This is a genomic window from Streptomyces sp. NPDC045470 (assembly GCF_040646595.1).
Lineage (GTDB): Bacteria > Actinomycetota > Actinomycetes > Streptomycetales > Streptomycetaceae > Streptomyces.
Genome location: NZ_JBEZAN010000033.1, coordinates 18,180 through 34,339 on the forward strand (window position 1 = coordinate 18,180; position 16,160 = coordinate 34,339).

Below are 16,160 nucleotides of genomic sequence, written 5' to 3' on the forward strand. Positions count from 1 at the left end.
TCCGGGGCGGGCGGTGGCGCCGTGTACGCGGGTGGCCGTCGGCGGCGCCGTGTACTCGGGCGGACGTCGGTGGCGTAGAACGGTCTGTGCGGGGGCGATCCGGAGGAAAGGGCGTGACCGATGGCCGCAGTCGGCGAGTGGTGGCGGGCCGTGGAGACGGAGCGGGGGCGCGTGCGCGGCGTGCCGGCGCCGGTGGCGGAGGGCGGAGCGGCCCCGGGGCGGCGGACCGGGGGCGCCGCGGCCGGGAGTGCGGCGGACCTGCCGTCGGTGGCCGCCTTCCGCGGCGTTCCGTACGCGGCGTCGCCGGTCGGCGGACTGCGCTTCGCGCCGCCGCGCCCGCACGAGGGCTGGACCGGCGTGCGGGACGCGGTACGCCCCGGGCCCGCCGTGCCGCAGGGCCCGTCCCGGCTGGAGCGGGTCATGGGGCCCCGTACACCCGACTGGAGCGAGGACGGCTGCCTGACCCTCAACGTCTGGAGCCCCGCCGAGCCGTCGGGCGCGGGACGGCCCGTACTGGTGTGGTTCCACGGCGGCGGGTTCACCAGCGGGTCCGGTGGCTGGGACTGGTACGACGGTGCCCGGCTCGCGGCGCTCGGCGACCTCGTGGTGGTCACGGCCAACTACCGTCTCGGGCCGCTCGGCTGGCTCTTCCTGCCCGAGGCGGGCGTGGCCGGCCTCGGGCTCCAGGACCAGGCGGCGGCACTGCGCTGGGTGCACGAGAACATCGCGGCCTTCGGCGGCGATCCCGGCCGTGTCACCGTCGGCGGCCAGTCGGCGGGCGCGTACACGGCCCTGTCCCTCGCGGTCGCCCCGGAGACCCGCGGGCTGATGCGCCGGGTCGTCGCGCAGAGCGGCCCGTGGGGCCTGGAGCCTCAGGACCCGGCCGAGGCGGCCGGGATCACGGCCGACTACCTCCGTCTGCTGGGGCTGCCGGACAAGGCCGCCGTACCCGGCAACGAGGCCGCGGCCCTGCGGGAGTTGCGCGCCCTGCCGGTGGAGCGGCTGCTCGCCGCGTACGCCCGGCTGGCAGCGGACCGCGCCCGCCCGGGCCGCCTCACACCGCTCATGTACCCGGTGCTCGGCGGCACCGGCCTGCCGGTACCGCCCGTGCAGGCCGTGGCCGAAGGTGGCCTGGGCAGCACCGGGTTGCTGATCGGTACGGTACGGGACGAGATGACCGCGTTCCTGGCCTTCGACGCCGAGGCCCGGGCGTTCACCCGGGCCGACGTCCTGCGGATCATGCGCGAGGACGCCTGCGGCGACTCCGACGCGGCGGCCGTCGCGTACGACGACCTGGCGCGGCTGCGGCCGGACGCGTCCCCCGTGGACCTCCTGGCCGAGGCGGCCACCGGCTGGATGTTCCGGGACGGCGCGACCGCCATCGCGGAGCAGCGCGCCGCGCAGGGGACGCCCGCGTACGTCTACCGCTTCGACCGGGCCCCGGACGGTGACGACGGCACGCTCGGCGCCACCCACTGCGCGGAACTGCCGTTCCTCTTCGGGACGTTCGACGCCTACCCCGAAAGCCCGATGCTGGGGCACACCGGCGCGGAGGACCGCCGTCTGGCGCACGCGTTCGGCGGCGCGCTGGCCGCCTTCGCGGCCACCGGCACGCCCGACGGGCCGGGGCTCGCGGACTGGCAGCCCTACCTCGGCGGGCCGGCGCCCGAGGTGATGTACTTCGGCTGACCCCGAGGGCCCGTGCGGCACAGCGGCGGTCGTCACACCCCCGCCCGGTGCCCCTTCGGCTCGGCCGGCGCCAGCGCGGCCTTCGTCACGTCCGCGACCAGCTCCACCACGTCGGGGCCGTACGCCTGCGAGTTGACGACCTTGAGCAGCAGGCAGAACTGCCCTTCGGCGCCGTACTTGCGGGCCAGCCGCGCCCGGTTACGCACCAGGTGCCGTACGGCGGCCCGGTGGGTCACCGGGCGCTGCCCGGCCGCGAGGAAGACCGGGCGGCCGCTCTCGACGGCGGTGAGCCGGGCCAGCAGCACGTACTCCACCGCGCCCGGCTCCATCCGGTACGTCGAGCCGCCGACGGCGAAGGTGCCGCGCCCGATGCCGTGTTCGTCGCCGGGGTGGACGGCGACGCCCGGCAGCAGGCTCGCCAGGTGCGCCGCGAGCCGCCGGTGCGCGGTCGGGTCGCCCACGCAGAACTCGGTGCGCGCGCCGAAGCCCTGGAGCCCGGTGTCGTGCGGCGCGACCTCCGCGTGCGCGCCGCAGGTCTCCACCACCGAGGCCAGGCCGAGCAGCGCGAGTGCGTCGTGCCGCGGGATGCTCCAGTGGGCCGAGGTGCTGTCCCGGTGGGTGACCAGCACGCATTCCGATCCGTCGGGCAGCCCGAAGAAGCTCTGCTCGCGGTCCAGCTTGCGGCGCGCCACGGCGGCGTGCGCGGCCCAGCCGGCCGCGGCACCCACGACGAGCGCGGCCGCCGCCACGGTCACGAGGAGCAGGGAGTCGTCCATGGCGGGGGAGCGTAGCGGCTGACCGGGAGTGTGTTCGAACGCGGGGCGGGCGGCTGGGCGGCCTTGCCCGGGTCCGTACGGGCATGCGGGACAGCGTCCGCTATACGGCGCCCCGTACCGTTGCGCCCCGGCGAGCCGATCGGCCGTTCGCGCCCCTTTCGCGCCCCGCGCTCGCGCCCTCTGTCGCCCCCGTGATCACGCGGGTAGGCTCCGGCCCCTGCCGCCCGAACAGGCCAGGAGGGAACGCCGCATGACACCTGCCCGACGTCTTTCCGCGCTGGGAGTGGTCGTCGCGCTCGCCGGCTCGCTGACCGCCGTCCCGGCCTCGGCCGCGTCACCGGCCGCCACCGCGCGGCCGCCTGCCGCCGACCCGTCGACGGCCGCCCCGGCCAAGACCCCGCCGAAGGTCCCCGTGGCGGCCGGCTACGGCGGCGCGGTCTCCAGCGTGGACGCCGACGCCTCCGCCGCCGGTATCGAGGTGCTGCGCAAGGGCGGCAACGCCGTGGACGCCGCGGTCGCCACCGCGGCGGCTCTCGGCGTCACCGAGCCCTACTCCGCCGGGGTCGGCGGTGGCGGCTACTTCGTCTCGTACGACGCCAAGTCCCGCACCATACGGACCCTCGACGGCCGGGAGACCGCGCCGCGCAGCGCGGACAGCGGCCTCTTCCTGGAGAACGGCAAGCCGATCCCGTTCGATCAGGCGGTCACCAGCGGCCTGTCCGTCGGCACCCCCGGCACGCCCGCGACCTGGGACACCGCGCTGGAACGCTGGGGCACCCGCCCGCTGCGCGAACTCCTGAAGCCCGCCGAGAAGCTCGCCCGCGACGGCTTCACGGTCGACGAGACGTTCCGCTCGCAGACCGCCGCCAACGAGGCGCGCTTCCGCGACTTCCCCGCCACCGCCCGCCTCTTCCTGCCCGGCGGCAAGCTGCCGGTCGTCGGCTCCACCCTCAAGAACCCCGATCTGGCCCGTACGTACAAGGAACTGGGCGACAAGGGCGTCGACGCGCTGTACGACGGGCGGCTCGGCAAGGACGTCGTACGGACCGTCCGGAAGCCGCCGGTGCGTCCCGGCGCCGAGCGCAAGGTGCGGCCCGGGGACCTGACGGCGAAGGACCTGCGGGAGTACGAGGTGCGCCGCCAGGCGCCGACCAAGGCCCGCTACCGGGGCCTGGACGTGTACGGCATGGCGCCCGGCTCCTCCGGCGGCACCACCATCGCCGAGGCGCTCAACATCCTGGAGCACAGCGACCTGTCGAAGCTGAGCCAGAAGGAATACCTGCACCGCTACATCGAGGCCAGCCGCATCGCCTTCGCCGACCGCGGGCGCTGGGTCGGCGACCCGGAGTTCGAGGACGTGCCGACGCGCGGCCTGACCTCGCAGCGCTTCGCCGACTCCCGGGCCTGCCTGATCAAGGACGACGCGGTGCTCACCAGCCCGCTGGCGCCCGGCGACCCGCGCGACCCGCGGCCCTGCGAGGCCGGCGGACGGGCCGCTCCGACGACGTACGAGGGGGAGAACACCACCCACCTGACCGTCGCCGACAAGTGGGGCAACGTCGTCGCCTACACCCTGACCATCGAGCAGACCGGCGGCAGCGGCATCGTCGTACCGGGCCGCGGCTTCCTGCTCAACAACGAGCTGACGGACTTCTCCTTCGCCCCGGCGAACCCGGCCGTGCACGACCCGAACCTGCCGGGCCCCGGCAAGCGCCCGCGGTCCTCGATGTCCCCGACGATCGTGCTGCGGGACGGCCGTCCGGTGGTGGCCCTGGGCTCGCCCGGTGGCGCGACGATCATCACGACCGTCCTGCAGAGCCTGCTGAACCACCTGGAGCGCGGCATGCCGCTGGTCGACGCCATCGCCGCGCCCCGCGCCAGCCAGCGCAACGCGGCAGCGACCGAGCTGGAACCCGGCCTGTGGGACAGCCCGGTCCGCGCGCAACTGGAGGCCATCGGCCACCGGTTCACCCGCAACCCGGAGATCGGCGCCGCGACCGGCGTGCAACGCCTGCCGGACGGCCGCTGGCTGGCGGCGGCGGAGAAGCAGCGGCGCGGTGGCGGGGCGGCGATGGTGGTACGCCCCAAGGGGTGAGGCCGCTGCCGTGAGCGGAGGTGCCGGGTCCGGTGGGTGACGCGTGGTCGCGTGTCGCTCACCGGACGCGTCGCGTCCGCCCGAATCCGGGCACAGCGGGAGCATAAGCGCGTTAAATAACCGTACGATATGTTTTGCGGGTGAACGACGACCTGAACGACCACCCGCCTCCCTCCCCGGACGGCGACCTGGACGTGGACGCCTTCGCCACCGCGGTCGAGTACTTCAACCGCTTCTACGTACGGCTGCCCACGCCGGAGAAACTGTCCCTCACGACCCTGTCGGTGCTGGACACCCTCGCGTACGCCGAAGGGCCCATGCGGCTCACCGAACTGACCAGGACCGAGCAGGTCAGCCAGCCCGGCATCACCCAACTGGTCACCCGGCTGGAGCGCGACGGACTCGTCGAACGCCGCCCCGACCCCAGCGACGGGCGCGCCGTCCTGGTCCGCATCACCGAGGCGGGACGGCGGATCGGCCGCTCCCGGCACACGCACCGGACGCGCCACCTGGAACCGCTGGTGGCGCAGTTGACCTCCGGGCAGCGGCAGGCGCTCGCCGAAGCGCTGCCCGCCCTGACCCGCCTCGCGGAACTCGGCCGGCACCGGCCGTGACGCCGCGGGTGCGCCCTTGAAGCGGGCGTGCCGTTGAAGCGGGCGCGGCCCCCGGTTACCGTCGAAGCTGTTCGTTCGAACGAACAGTGCCGCCGAGGGGGAGCCATGGGCATACGGGACACCGGCACCAGGGAGTACGAAGGACTGGCCGAGCAGGCCGCGGCGCTGGCGGCGGGACAGGTGTCCTCGGCCGAGCTGGTACGCCGGTCGCTGGCCCGCATCGACGCCACCCAGGACACGGTCAACGCCTTCCGCCGGGTGCGCGCCGAGGCAGCCCTCGCCGAGGCCGCCGCGGCCGACCGGCGGCTGGCCGCGGGCGAGCGGCTGCCGCTGCTCGGCGTGCCGGTCGCGGTCAAGGACGACACCGATGTGGCGGGCGAGCCCACCGCGTTCGGGTGCGCCGGGGAGTTCCCGCCCAAGCGGGCGGACGCCGAAGTCGTACGGCGGCTCCGCGCGGCCGGCGCGGTCGTCGTCGGCAAGACCAACGCGTGCGAGCTGGGGCAGTGGCCGTTCACCGAAGGACCCGCCTTCGGCGACACCCGCAACCCCTGGAACCCGGGCCACACGCCCGGCGGTTCGTCGGGCGGCTCGGCGGCCGCCGTCGCCGCGGGCCTGGTCCCGGCCGCCCTCGGCACGGACGGCGCGGGCTCGGTCCGTATCCCCGCCGCCTGGACCCACCTCGTCGGCATCAAGCCCCAGCGCGGCCGCATCTCCACCTGGCCCGACCCGGAATCCTTCCAGGGCATCACGGTGCTGGGCCCGCTGGCCCGTACGGTCCGGGACGCGGCCCTCCTGCTCGACGCCGCCGCCGGCCACCACGACGGCGACCTGCACCGGCCCCGCCCGGTCGCGGCCCGCGCGGCGGCCGACCGCGACCCGGGACGGCTGCGGATCGCGCTCTCCTGGAAACCGGCCTTCACCGGTACGCCCAAACCGCTCCATCCGGAGGTGCGGTCCGCCGTCACCGCCCTCGCCCGCACCCTCGCGGGCCTAGGCCACCACGTCGAGGAGGCCGAACCGGACTACGGGCTGATCGGCCTCGCCTTCGTGCCGCGGGCGACGGCGGGCGTACGGGAATGGGTGGCGCGGGCGCCCGACCGCGCGCTGCTGGACCGCCGGACGCGTGAGGCGGCCCGGCTGGGGCGGTTGCTCGGCGGGCCCGTGCTGCGCCGGGCCCGGGTGGCGGAACGGAGGCAACACGGGCGCGTGGGAGCCCTGTTCGGCCCGTACGACCTCGTCCTGACACCGACCACGGCCGCGCCGCCGCCGCGCATCGGCACGCTCGCGCGGATGAACGGCTGGCAGACCGACCGGGCCATGATCGCCGCGTGCCCGTACGCCTGGCCGTGGAACGTCCTCGGCTGGCCGGGCGTCAGCGTCCCCGCCGGATTCACCGTCGGCGGGCTCCCGCTGGGCGCCCAACTCCTCGGCCCCGCCCACTCGGAGCCCCTGCTGATCTCGGTGGCGGCCCAACTGGAGGCGGAGTTGCGCTGGTACGAACGGTGGCCCGAAGCGGCGGCGGTGGAGGGCGCGGCGGAGGGCGCGGTGCCGGTGCCCGCGACGGACGGCGGCTCGGGGGTGCGGGGGCGGGCGCGGCCGCGCGGTCCGAAGGTGGTGGTGGACCGGTTCCGGACGGTGGGCGGGCCCGGGCCGGCGGACACGGTGGGCGGATCCGGTCCTGCGGACGCGGTGGGCCGGTGACGGCGCGCGAGGCCGGGCCGAGACGTACGGAAGCCGAACCGAGACGTACGGAAGCCGGGCCGGTGCGGGAGCCGGGCCCCTCCGGCGCGCCGAAGCGGGCGGGAGACACCCGGCATCGCATCATCGGCGCCGTCCTGCGCATCATCGGCCGCGACGGTGTCGCTGCCGTCACCAACCGGCGCATCGCCAGGGAGGCCGGTGTCTCGCCGGGGTCGGTGACGTACCACTTCGCGACCCAGCACGACCTGCTGCGGGAGAGCCTGCTGCGGTTCGTCGCCGAGGAGACCCGGCGGTTCACCGAACTGGCGGCGGACAGCCGCCTCGACCGGATCGGGCTGCCCGAGGCCGCCGCGCTGGTCGGGCAGGTCGCGGGCGGCACGGAGTTCGACAGCGAGCACATCGCGCCGTTCGAACTGTACGTCCAGGCGGGCCGCGACGAGCGGCTGCGGGCCGCGGCCGCCGAGTGCTTCGCCGCGTACGACCGGCTCGCCGCCCGCATCCTGACGGCGCTGGGCGTCGCCGGCGCCGAGCGCCTGGCGGGCACCGTGGTCGCCCTGGTCACGGGGCAGCAACTGCGGCATCTGGCCACCGGCTCGACCGCCGAGGACCTGGTCGACGCGTTGCTGCTGCTGGCCAGGGGCGCGGCACCGGCGGCCCCCGCCTCCGTCCCCGCGTCGCGGGACCGCGGCGTCTGAGTACGCGTACTCATGACCGTTACGGCGCGTACGGGCACAATCTGCCCTTGTCCGCAGTGCCCCAGCCCTATCGGAGTGATCTGTGAAACGCCTGGCCGCAGCGGGAGCGGCCGCAGCCGCTGCCGCGCTGCTGACGCTGACCGGTTGCGGCACCGAGCGCGCCACCGGGGCTGAGGGCACGACCGGTTCGAAGCCTGCCACCGGCCCGGAGCACGCCACCGGCTCCCGTCTCTTCCAGGACATCGCCGCCCGCTGTGCGGGCGCTTCCACGCGTCTCCCGAGCCCTCCGGCGAGTGATCCGCCGGGCGGCGTCGCCCAGGACCCCGAGAACTCGCGCTACGCGGAGAACCACGGCTACAAGCAGGCGGTGCAGCTCACGCCGAACGCCCGCTGCCGGGGCGCCGCGCACGCCGAACGCATCACCGCCGAGCTGCGGAAGGCCGGTCCGGGCGGAGTACGCGACGAGGGGGACCTCGCGGCGCTGCTCGAACGGCTCGCCTACCCGGAGGACGGCACCGGCGTCCACCGCTCGGGCGGCTCCCTCGGCTTCACGCTGTCCCTCCCGGACGGCCCGTGCCTCACCGGCCGTCTGGGCCCGCCGCTCGACATCGAGCCGCACGGCGCCTACATGGAGGGCGGCTGCGAGGAGCCCCGGGGCGGCCACTGAGCCCGCCCGTCGGACGAGTCGGCGTACCGCGCCGGGGCGGCGGCCGGTCGCGGCCGTCCGTGCTGTGCCTGTGAGACGCCGGCGACCGGCGTCTCACAGGCTCCCCGCCGTCCCCCGGTGCGTGAGCGCCTGACCCCCGTCCAAGCACTCACGGCACCGCCCCTCGTGGGGACAGGTCTGTCCGCCCGCGCCGGAGAGGGCGCGGGGATGTGGTGAAAGTGTGCGGCTGCGCGCGGGGCTCAGTGGCCCATGCCGGCGCCGCCGTCCACCGGGACGACGGCCCCGGTGATGTACGACGCCTCGTCGCCGGCCAGCCAGCGCACCGCCGCGGCGATGTCCTCGGGGCGGGCCATTCTGCCCAGGGGGATCTGTTCGACCATGGCGTCCAGGCGTTCCTGGGGGAGCGCCGCGGCCATGTCGGTCCGGGTGAGGCCGGGGGCGACCACGTTGGCGGTGATGTTGCGCGAGCCCAGTTCGCGGGCGAGGGAGCGGGCCAGGCCGACGAGTCCGGCCTTGGCCGCCGCGTAGTTCGCCTGGCCGGCCTCGCCGCGCAGGCCGACGGTCGAGCCGACGAAGACCATCCGGCCCTTGCGGGCCCGCAGCATGCCGCGGGTGGCGCGCTTGGCCAGCCGGTACGCGGCCGTGAGGTTGGTCGCCACGACGGCCTCGAAGTCGTCCTCCGACATCCGCATCAGCAGGGCGTCGCGGGTGATGCCGGCGTTGGCCACCAGGACCTCGACCGGGCCGTGCGCCTCCTCGATCTGGCGGAAGGCCGCCTCGACCTGCTCCGGGTCGGTGATGTCGCAGGGGACGCCCAGGACACCGGCCGGCGGCTCGCCCGAGCGGTACGTGACGGCGACCTTGTCCCCGTCGGCGGCCATGGCTTCCGCGATCGCCAGCCCGATACCCCGGTTGCCACCGGTGATGAAGACGCTGCGGCTCATGGATGCCTCTCGGTTGCTGCTGGGACGCCCGGCTCCCGCCGGCGGCGCGGTGGCGGTGCGGCCGCGGGGATGCCGCGGCGCGGGTGCCCTCGCGCGGTCAGTCACTCTGGCACAAACCGATTGATCGTTCTCGTCCGGCGCCGGTCACCTGCGGTGACCGGCACCAGGAGTTCCGGTAGGCACGGTGCCGGTCCGGAGAGTGGGATGGGGTGATTTGCTGGATTTACTGCACATTGCGGGGCGGGCGGGCCGGGGAGGGACGGGTCCGGCGCGTAGCGACGCCGGGTTAAAGTCGGCCGTAACTTTTCGATCCCTTTACCGAATCCCGCGGGGAGTTTGGCAATATATGTCCAGTAAGCACCTGCTCGGTGACTTCCTGCGCAACTGGCGCAGCCGCCGGGACCCCACCCAGGTGCCCGGTTTCACCGCCACATTCGGCCACCGGGACCGGCGCGGCGTCACCCAGGCCGAGACGGCGGCGCTCACCGGGGTCACCGAGGGCTGGTACCGCAGGCTGGAGTCGGGAAGGATCGAGCGGCCGAAGGCCGAATGGCTGGAGCGCATCGTGCGCATCCTCGACCTCGACGAGGCCCAGCGGCACACCCTCTTCGTCTACGCGCGGGGCCAGGTACCGCCGCCCCTGTACCGCCCCGACGGCTTCGTCGACCCGTCCACGTCCGCGCTCATCCAGGTGCAGCCCTGGCCGGCGTACCTGTCCGACGCGGCGTGGGACGTGCTCCTGTACAACACGGCGTGCGAGCAGGACTGGCCGTGGATGAAGCACGGCGTCAACGTCATGATCTGGGCGCTGACCTACCCCGAGGCCCGCCTCCAACTGATCGACTGGGAGGAGTCCTGGGCCAAGCCGATGGCGTCGCAGCTCCGGCTGGCCGCCGCGGAACAGCCGGACAACCGGAGGCTGGCGGAGGTCGTCGCCGAGATCAAGGAACGCGACAAGGTCGCGGCCCGGCTGCTCACCGACGACCTCACGACCGTCACCCACCCCGACGGTGACCGGCGCTGGCTGTACCTGCCCGGCCACGGGGACGAGGAGTTCGAGGTCACCTTCCGCTGCTTCGCGCCGCTCAGCGACCGTACGCAGCGGTTCATGCTGGTGGTGCCGTGCGACTATCCGGCGGCGAGCTGAGCCATCCCCTCGACCAGCTCGAACGTGGTGGACGGGACGTTCTCCGCGCCCGCCTCCCGGTAGGCCGCGGCGACCGCGGTGAACAGCCGCTCGGGGTGCGCCAGGCCGCCGGCGTACTCCTGCTGGACCAGCCGGGCCGCCTCGGCCAGCTCCGTACCCCTGCGGGCGTGGGCGGTGGCCGTGTCCATGATCCGGGACAGCCGGTCGCGGAAGGCCGTGACGCCCGCCCGGTCGGTGATCCGGCCGTGGCCGGGCACGAAGGTCGTGGCGCCGGTGGCCAGCAGGGTGTCGCAGGCGGTGACGCAGGACGTGAGCGAGCCCGACCAGACGATCATGTGGCCGCCGTCGAACAGCGCGTCACCGGTGAACACCACCCCGTCCTCGGGGACGTGCAGCGCGACGTCGCCCGCGCTGTGCCCGGGGCCGAGGTCGAGCAGCCGTACCGCGGTGCGGCCGACGGTGAGGTCCAGGCTGCCGGTGAAGGTACGGGTCGGCGGGGTGACGGTGATGCCGCCGAAGTCGAACACGCCGAAGTGCTCGACGGCGTAGGCGGTGACCGCGGTGGTCGGCTCGCTGCGGCTGAGGGCCGCCAGCATGTCCGGGGTCATCTCCTGGCACAGGTGCGCCGCGGACGCCTCGGACGTGATGATCTCCGCGTCCGCGACCAGCTCGTTGCCCCAGGTGTGGTCGCCGTTCTGATGGCTGTTGACCACGGTGGTCACCGTCGCGTCCGGTACGGCGCCGGCGATCGCGTCCAGCAGCTCCCGGGTGGCCCGCAGCGTGAACTGCGTGTCCATCAGGAGCGCTTCGCCGTCGGACGCCACGAGCCCGCAGTTGCTGAATCCCCAGGCGGTGCTGTCGTGCGTCCACGCCCAGGTGGTCGGGGACAGCGGGACGAGGCGGGGCGTGCTCAAGGAAGGTCCATTCTCTCGTGGGCGGGCCGGCCGCTGCCGCCGTCGGCGCGGCGTACGGGCCCGGCGGTGCACCCCGACGGACGAGGACACCCCGGCCGGCAAGGGGCCAATGTACTCACCACCTGGGGGAAACACCCACTCAAGATGGCTGATTCCTCGCGTTGCGGCTGATAGTGCGGCCTGTGCCGGGGGCGGCGCGGGCGGCACGGTGATCAGTCTCACCCGCGGCGCCGTCCGGGAGGCGGCGTCAGATCACCCGGAAAAGATCGGCGGCGGTGTGCACATCGGTGAAATCCTCGACGGAGCGGAGGTTGTCGCACAGGGCCTCCAGAACCGAACCGGTCTCGGCGGCGCCCGGCGCGCCGATGGCCACCCCGAAGACCCGGAAGCCCAGCCGGCGCTTGGCGTCGTTCCAGTCGCGCGTCCATTCCTCGGTGACGTCGCACTCGTCGTCGGTGAGCAGCACGATGTCGCCGCGCTTGCGGGCGGCGTCGCCGAACTCCTCCTCCAGCAGCTCCCGGGCGGCCGACAGGGGCGTCTGGTAACTGGTGCCGCCGCCCAGGAAGGATTCCGCGAACGCGAGCATCCGGTCGATGCCGGGCGGTTCGCCGGCCGGGAAGCGGAAGACCCGGAGCCTGTCGGCGGCGGAGAACAGGATGCCGACGAAGTCACGCCCGGCGTGCCGGGCCTGGTCCAGCAGCGCCAGGGCACATGCCTTGGCCCACGCCTCCCGGGTGCCGCCGCCGGGCCCTTCCGTGTACATGGAGTGCGACGTGTCGACGCACGCGATGATCGCGCCCTGTCCGGCGGTCTGCTCTCCCTGACTGTCGTAGAGCATCAGCTCCCCGGCGGCGTAGCGTGCGGCGAACACCGCGCGCAGCGCGGGCAGGCCGAGGCTGGCCAGCTCGGAGGGGACGATGCGGGACAGATCGTCGCCGAGTGTGATGCCGACCAGCTCCCCGGCGGTGTTCTCGACCTTGCGGGCGCGCTCACCGCTCGCCATCTGCCGGAAGCGGCCGATCAGGTCGGCCCACCGGGCGAGGCGGCTGGTGCGCAGCCGCTCGGCGAGCCGGGCGCGCTCGTCGAACGGCAGCCGTTCCAGTTCGCCGGCCCCGACTCCCCAGGCCCGCATCAGCGCGGCTTCCTCCTGCACGGTCTCGGCCGCCTCCGCCACCGCGTTCCCGGCGGCGGCACGGATGCCGGGGGCCGCCGCCGTGCGGGCCTGCGCGGCGCCCTGGGCGGCCCGCCGCCCGGCGGCCTCGGCGGCTTCCGCGGCCTCGACCGCCTGTAGTACGGCGTCGGCGGCCGGGCCCGGTACGGTGCCGTCCTCGGCGGCCCCTTCGGCGGCCTGCCGAAGTGCCTCGCCCACGGCGGCCACCGCGCCGTCGGCGGCCTGCCGGGCCCGCTGCGCCCGCTCGGCCCGTGTCTGGGCGCCCCGGGCGTGCTCCAGCATCCGGCGGAGCGCGGTTGCCTGGGCGAGTACGGCCATGGCGGCGGCGTAGGGGTCGCCGGCCGTCTCCCGGTGCAGCTCGGCGAATTCCGGCGACTCCACCAGTGAGCTGACGACCTGGTGGTTGACCAGCCGGGACGGAGCCATCTCCGCGGGCCCCCGCAGCCGCGGGCCGGTCTTGTAGGCGGCCAGGAACACGTCGGTCAGCAGGTCGGCGCTGCCGTCGTGGTGCCCGCCCAGCTCCTCGGCCAGCTCACGCAGCCCGGCCGCCTGCGCGTAGGTGTCGCGCCAGGTGAACCGGTCGAACCGGTCCGCGACCACGGCCGTGGTGTGCTGCCCGGACACCGCGCCGGACCGGCCCAGCCACGCCCCGGCCCGGCTCACCAGCGCGTCGAGCCGGCCCGGTGTCCCACCCATGATCCGCAACCCCTCAGCGCCTGACCTGCACCATGCTCGCGTCCACGCCGAGGGCCTCGGTCAGGACGCGGGCGCGGACGGCGCGCTGGCGGCCGGCCACCCGGTCGATCGCGGCGGTGGAACGCCCGGCGCCCGCCGCCTCCTCGCGCAGCTTCTCCAGCCGCTGGCCCGCCCTGGCGAGCTTGTGGTGGGCGTTCTTGATGACCCAGTCGCTCAGCGCCTCGCGGGACTGCCCGGCCATCGCGTCGAGTTCGGTCTCCAGCTCCTCGATGGTGTCGGCCAGGTCGAGCGCCTCCTTGGCGTCCGGGTTGACCAGGTGCAGCACTTCCCGCTCGACGATCGGGCGTTGGGCGGGGGAGTCCCACAGTACGTGCGTCAGTACCGACAGGTCGTTCTCGGCGACCGCCGCGCGGCCGTCGAGGTAGGCGGACGCCTGGAGCAGGCCCACCGCCTGCCGCCAGCGACGGTCGGAGGCGACGAGTTCCTTGCGGCGCAGGGCGGCCCGCAGTGTGCACACCGCGTCCACGATCGCGTCGGGGACGTCCACGGCCGGGACCGCGGCGGTCACGGCGTGCTGCAACGCGGCCAAGGCGACGGTGGTCCGCTGCGGTGCCGCGGGGCGGCGGACGGCGGAGCGGACCAGCGCGGCGAAGTTCGCGGGGTCTTCCAGGTACCCGACCTCGATCCGCACCAGCAGCCGGTCGTAGATCGCTGCCGTGTCCTCGCCCGACGGCAGTTCGTTGCTCGCCGTGATGGCCCCGATCAAGGGGCAGTGGATCGGTGCACCGCCGCTCTCGGGATGGTAGATCCGCTCGTTGAGATAGCCCAGCGTCTCGTTCAGCGCCGCCGTGGAGCACTTGAAGATCTCGTCGATGAACGCGACGTGCGCGGTCGTGGCCCGGCCCTCGTACACCTGGCGGTACTCGCCCCGCGCCAGCGCGGCGACGTCGACGGGGCCGAACATCCGCGTCGGCGCGGTGAACTTCGACAGCAGGATCTCCCAGTAGGCCGCTCCCTCGATCCGGCCCGTGAGTTCCCTGGCCAGCTCGGACTTGGCCGTGCCGGGCGGCCCGAGCACCAGCGAGTGCTGCCCGGCCAGCAGCGCCACCACCAGCGTCCGCACCACGTCGGCCCGCTCGTAGAAGCGGTCGGACAGCTCCTCGCTGATCGCCCGCAGTCTCCCGGCCGTGGCCGGCGCGCCCTCCGCGACCATCCTCAACTCCCTGCCTGCGACACCCTGCCGGGCTGACGAGACGGCCCTTATATCCGGGTTCCCCCGGTTTCCCCGGGGGCCCGGGAGCCACGGCGAAGTGACGCGTGGCCGAGGGGACGGCGGTGGCGCCGGGCTGATCTCGGAAGCGGACCTTTGTCCGAGCAAGATAGCGCGAAATCCGGAGGGCGCTTCCGGGACCACGTCCCGCCTACTCCACCTCCCGCGCCTCCAACGCCTCGGTGGCCGGGCCCTGGAGGACCGAGCCGTCCGGTGCGAAGCGCGAGCCGTGGCAGGGGCACTCCCACGCCTTCTCCGTCGCGTTGAAGGCGACCAGGCAGCCCAGGTGGGTGCAGCGCGCCGACACGGCGCGGGCCGTTCCGTCCTCGTCGCGGTAGACCGCGCAGCGGCGGCCCCGCACCCGTACGACCGCGCCGGTGCCGGGCGCGACGTCCGCCGCCGAGTCGACGTGCGTGGAGCGCAGCCGGTCGCCGACGAAGTGCAGGCCGGTTTCGGCCTGGTGCTTGAGGAAGGCGGGGGCCTCCCGTACGGCGCTCCACAGCCGGCGGGGGTCGTACAGGCCGGCCCACGGCGGCGGGTCCCCGGCGATCAGTCCGGCCAGCAGGCGGCCGGCGGCCACGCCGCCGCTCAGGCCCCAGCCGCCGAACCCGGTGGCGACGTAGGTGTGCCGCGCACCCGGGTGGAACGGGCCGATCAGCGGAACGGTGTCGGTGGCGTCGTTGTCCTGGGTGGCCCACCGGTACGCCACCTCGGTACCGGGGAAGTGCCGGTGCGTCCAGGCGGTCAGCGCCGCGAACTTCTCGCCGGCGTCGGCCGTGCCCGGCTTGAAGGTCTCGCCCGTGACGATGAGCAGCCGCTGTCCGTCGCCGTACGGCGCGGTACGGACGGACCGTTTGCCCTCCTCCTGTGTGATGTACATGCCCGCCGGGTCGCGGCCGGCGTCGATCGGGGCGGCCACCACCACCTCCCGCCGCGGCGACAGACGGGTGAACAGCAGGGCACGGTCGAAGACCGGGTAGTGGGTGGCGACCACGACGTCCCGCGAGGTCACGGTGGCGCCCGTCTCCGTCGTCACCCGGCAGGGCGACCCCTCGTGCAGGCCGGTGGCCCGGGTGCGCTCGTGGATGACGCCGCCCCGGGAGCGGAAGTCCTCCGCCAGCGCGAGCAGGTACTTGCGCGGATGGAACTGGGCCTGGTCCTCGACCCGCACCGCGCCCGCCACGGGGAACGGCAGCCCGGTCTCGGTGACGAAGGAGGCCGGCAGCCCGGCCGCGCGGGCGGCATCCGCCTCGGCGCGCAGTTGTCCGGTGCCCTCCGGGTCCCGTACGTACGTGAAGGCGGGCCCGCGCTCCAGGTCGCAGTCGACACCGAGGAGCCGGGCGGTCTCGACGACGTGCTCGACCGCGCCCTGCTGGGACCGCGCGTAGTGGCGGGCTCCCTCGGGGCCGCGGGTGCGGCGCAGCCGGTCGTAGACCAGGGTGTGCAGCGCGGAGAGCTTCGCGGTCGTGCAGCCCGTGACCCCGGCGGCGATCCGGTCCGCCTCCAGCAGGACGACACGGCGGCCGATCCTGGCCAGCTCCCAGGCCGTGCTCAGCCCGGCGATCCCCGCGCCGATCACCGTGACGTCGGCCTCGGCGTCCTCGGTGAGCGGCGGGTGGGACGTGCCGGGTGTGGTGGCGATCCAGTACGACTCGCCCAGGCCGGACGGTCCACCGTGGTCGGTCGTGCGACTGCCGTTGTCGGTCATACGACAGCGGGTGCCCCGCCGGACCCGCCCGAAGCACGGCCGCGCCCCGGCTCCCCCGGACGGACCTGCGGCC

General features: G+C 74.7%; 13 protein-coding genes. 7 read left to right on the forward strand and 6 right to left on the reverse strand.

Annotated features, from left to right (window positions below; genetic code table 11):
- The first annotated feature begins 120 nt into the window (after nucleotides 1-120).
- Complete coding sequence (locus AB0A97_RS39860) at nucleotides 121-1,689, forward strand: carboxylesterase family protein (RefSeq protein ID WP_361160447.1); 1,569 nt, start codon at nucleotides 121-123, stop codon at nucleotides 1,687-1,689.
- Between the two features lie 32 nt (nucleotides 1,690-1,721).
- On the opposite strand, the gene AB0A97_RS39865 is transcribed toward AB0A97_RS39860, so the two are convergent.
- Nucleotides 1,722-2,465: a hypothetical protein gene (locus AB0A97_RS39865; RefSeq protein ID WP_361160449.1), complete on the reverse strand. Its 744-nt coding sequence runs from the start codon at nucleotides 2,463-2,465 to the stop codon at nucleotides 1,722-1,724.
- A gap of 250 nt (nucleotides 2,466-2,715) precedes the next feature.
- Here AB0A97_RS39865 and ggt point away from each other — a divergent pair, with 250 nt between their 5' ends.
- The 5 genes from ggt (at nucleotide 2,716) to AB0A97_RS39890 (ending at nucleotide 8,237) form a co-directional block, all read left to right on the forward strand.
- Nucleotides 2,716-4,560, forward strand: coding sequence for a gamma-glutamyltransferase (gene ggt / locus AB0A97_RS39870; RefSeq protein ID WP_361160452.1), 1,845 nt, complete (start codon nucleotides 2,716-2,718; stop codon nucleotides 4,558-4,560).
- Nucleotides 4,561-4,700: 140 nt separating this feature from the next.
- Nucleotides 4,701-5,174 carry a MarR family transcriptional regulator gene (locus AB0A97_RS39875; protein WP_361160454.1) on the forward strand — a complete coding sequence of 158 codons (474 nt, stop codon included), beginning with the start codon at nucleotides 4,701-4,703 and terminating at the stop codon, nucleotides 5,172-5,174.
- Nucleotides 5,175-5,279: 105 nt separating this feature from the next.
- The gene (locus AB0A97_RS39880) at nucleotides 5,280-6,875 is read left to right on the forward strand and encodes an amidase (protein ID WP_361160456.1); all 1,596 of its coding nucleotides are present in this window, start codon (nucleotides 5,280-5,282) and stop codon (nucleotides 6,873-6,875) included.
- Nucleotides 6,876-6,937: 62 nt separating this feature from the next.
- A complete protein-coding gene (locus AB0A97_RS39885) occupies nucleotides 6,938-7,570 on the forward strand; it encodes a TetR family transcriptional regulator (RefSeq protein WP_361160459.1) in 633 nt (210 codons plus the stop codon).
- 82 nt (nucleotides 7,571-7,652) lie between these two features.
- Nucleotides 7,653-8,237 carry a hypothetical protein gene (locus AB0A97_RS39890; protein WP_361160461.1) on the forward strand — a complete coding sequence of 195 codons (585 nt, stop codon included), beginning with the start codon at nucleotides 7,653-7,655 and terminating at the stop codon, nucleotides 8,235-8,237.
- Nucleotides 8,238-8,476: 239 nt separating this feature from the next.
- Here the strand turns inward: AB0A97_RS39890 and AB0A97_RS39895 are convergent, their stop codons facing one another.
- Nucleotides 8,477-9,181 carry a beta-ketoacyl-ACP reductase gene (locus AB0A97_RS39895; protein WP_361160463.1) on the reverse strand — a complete coding sequence of 235 codons (705 nt, stop codon included), beginning with the start codon at nucleotides 9,179-9,181 and terminating at the stop codon, nucleotides 8,477-8,479.
- A gap of 346 nt (nucleotides 9,182-9,527) precedes the next feature.
- On the opposite strand from AB0A97_RS39895, the gene AB0A97_RS39900 reads away from it, so the two are divergent.
- Nucleotides 9,528-10,328: a helix-turn-helix domain-containing protein gene (locus AB0A97_RS39900; protein WP_361160466.1), complete on the forward strand. Its 801-nt coding sequence runs from the start codon at nucleotides 9,528-9,530 to the stop codon at nucleotides 10,326-10,328.
- On the opposite strand, the gene AB0A97_RS39905 is transcribed toward AB0A97_RS39900, so the two are convergent.
- The 4 genes from AB0A97_RS39905 to AB0A97_RS39920 all read right to left on the reverse strand — a co-directional run bounded on the left by AB0A97_RS39905 (nucleotide 10,310) and on the right by AB0A97_RS39920 (nucleotide 16,087).
- The gene (locus AB0A97_RS39905; RefSeq protein WP_361160468.1) at nucleotides 10,310-11,242 is read right to left on the reverse strand and encodes an MBL fold metallo-hydrolase; all 933 of its coding nucleotides are present in this window, start codon (nucleotides 11,240-11,242) and stop codon (nucleotides 10,310-10,312) included. The two genes, AB0A97_RS39900 and AB0A97_RS39905, sit on opposite strands and share 19 nt — an antisense overlap.
- 247 nt (nucleotides 11,243-11,489) lie before the next feature.
- Nucleotides 11,490-13,109, reverse strand: coding sequence for a VWA domain-containing protein (locus AB0A97_RS39910; protein WP_361160471.1), 1,620 nt, complete (start codon nucleotides 13,107-13,109; stop codon nucleotides 11,490-11,492).
- A 13-nt stretch (nucleotides 13,110-13,122) separates the two neighbouring features.
- A complete protein-coding gene (locus tag AB0A97_RS39915; protein WP_361160474.1) occupies nucleotides 13,123-14,322 on the reverse strand; it encodes an AAA family ATPase in 1,200 nt (399 codons plus the stop codon).
- A gap of 208 nt (nucleotides 14,323-14,530) precedes the next feature.
- A complete protein-coding gene (locus AB0A97_RS39920; protein WP_361160478.1) occupies nucleotides 14,531-16,087 on the reverse strand; it encodes an FAD-dependent oxidoreductase in 1,557 nt (518 codons plus the stop codon).
- Nucleotides 16,088-16,160 lie beyond the last annotated feature (73 nt).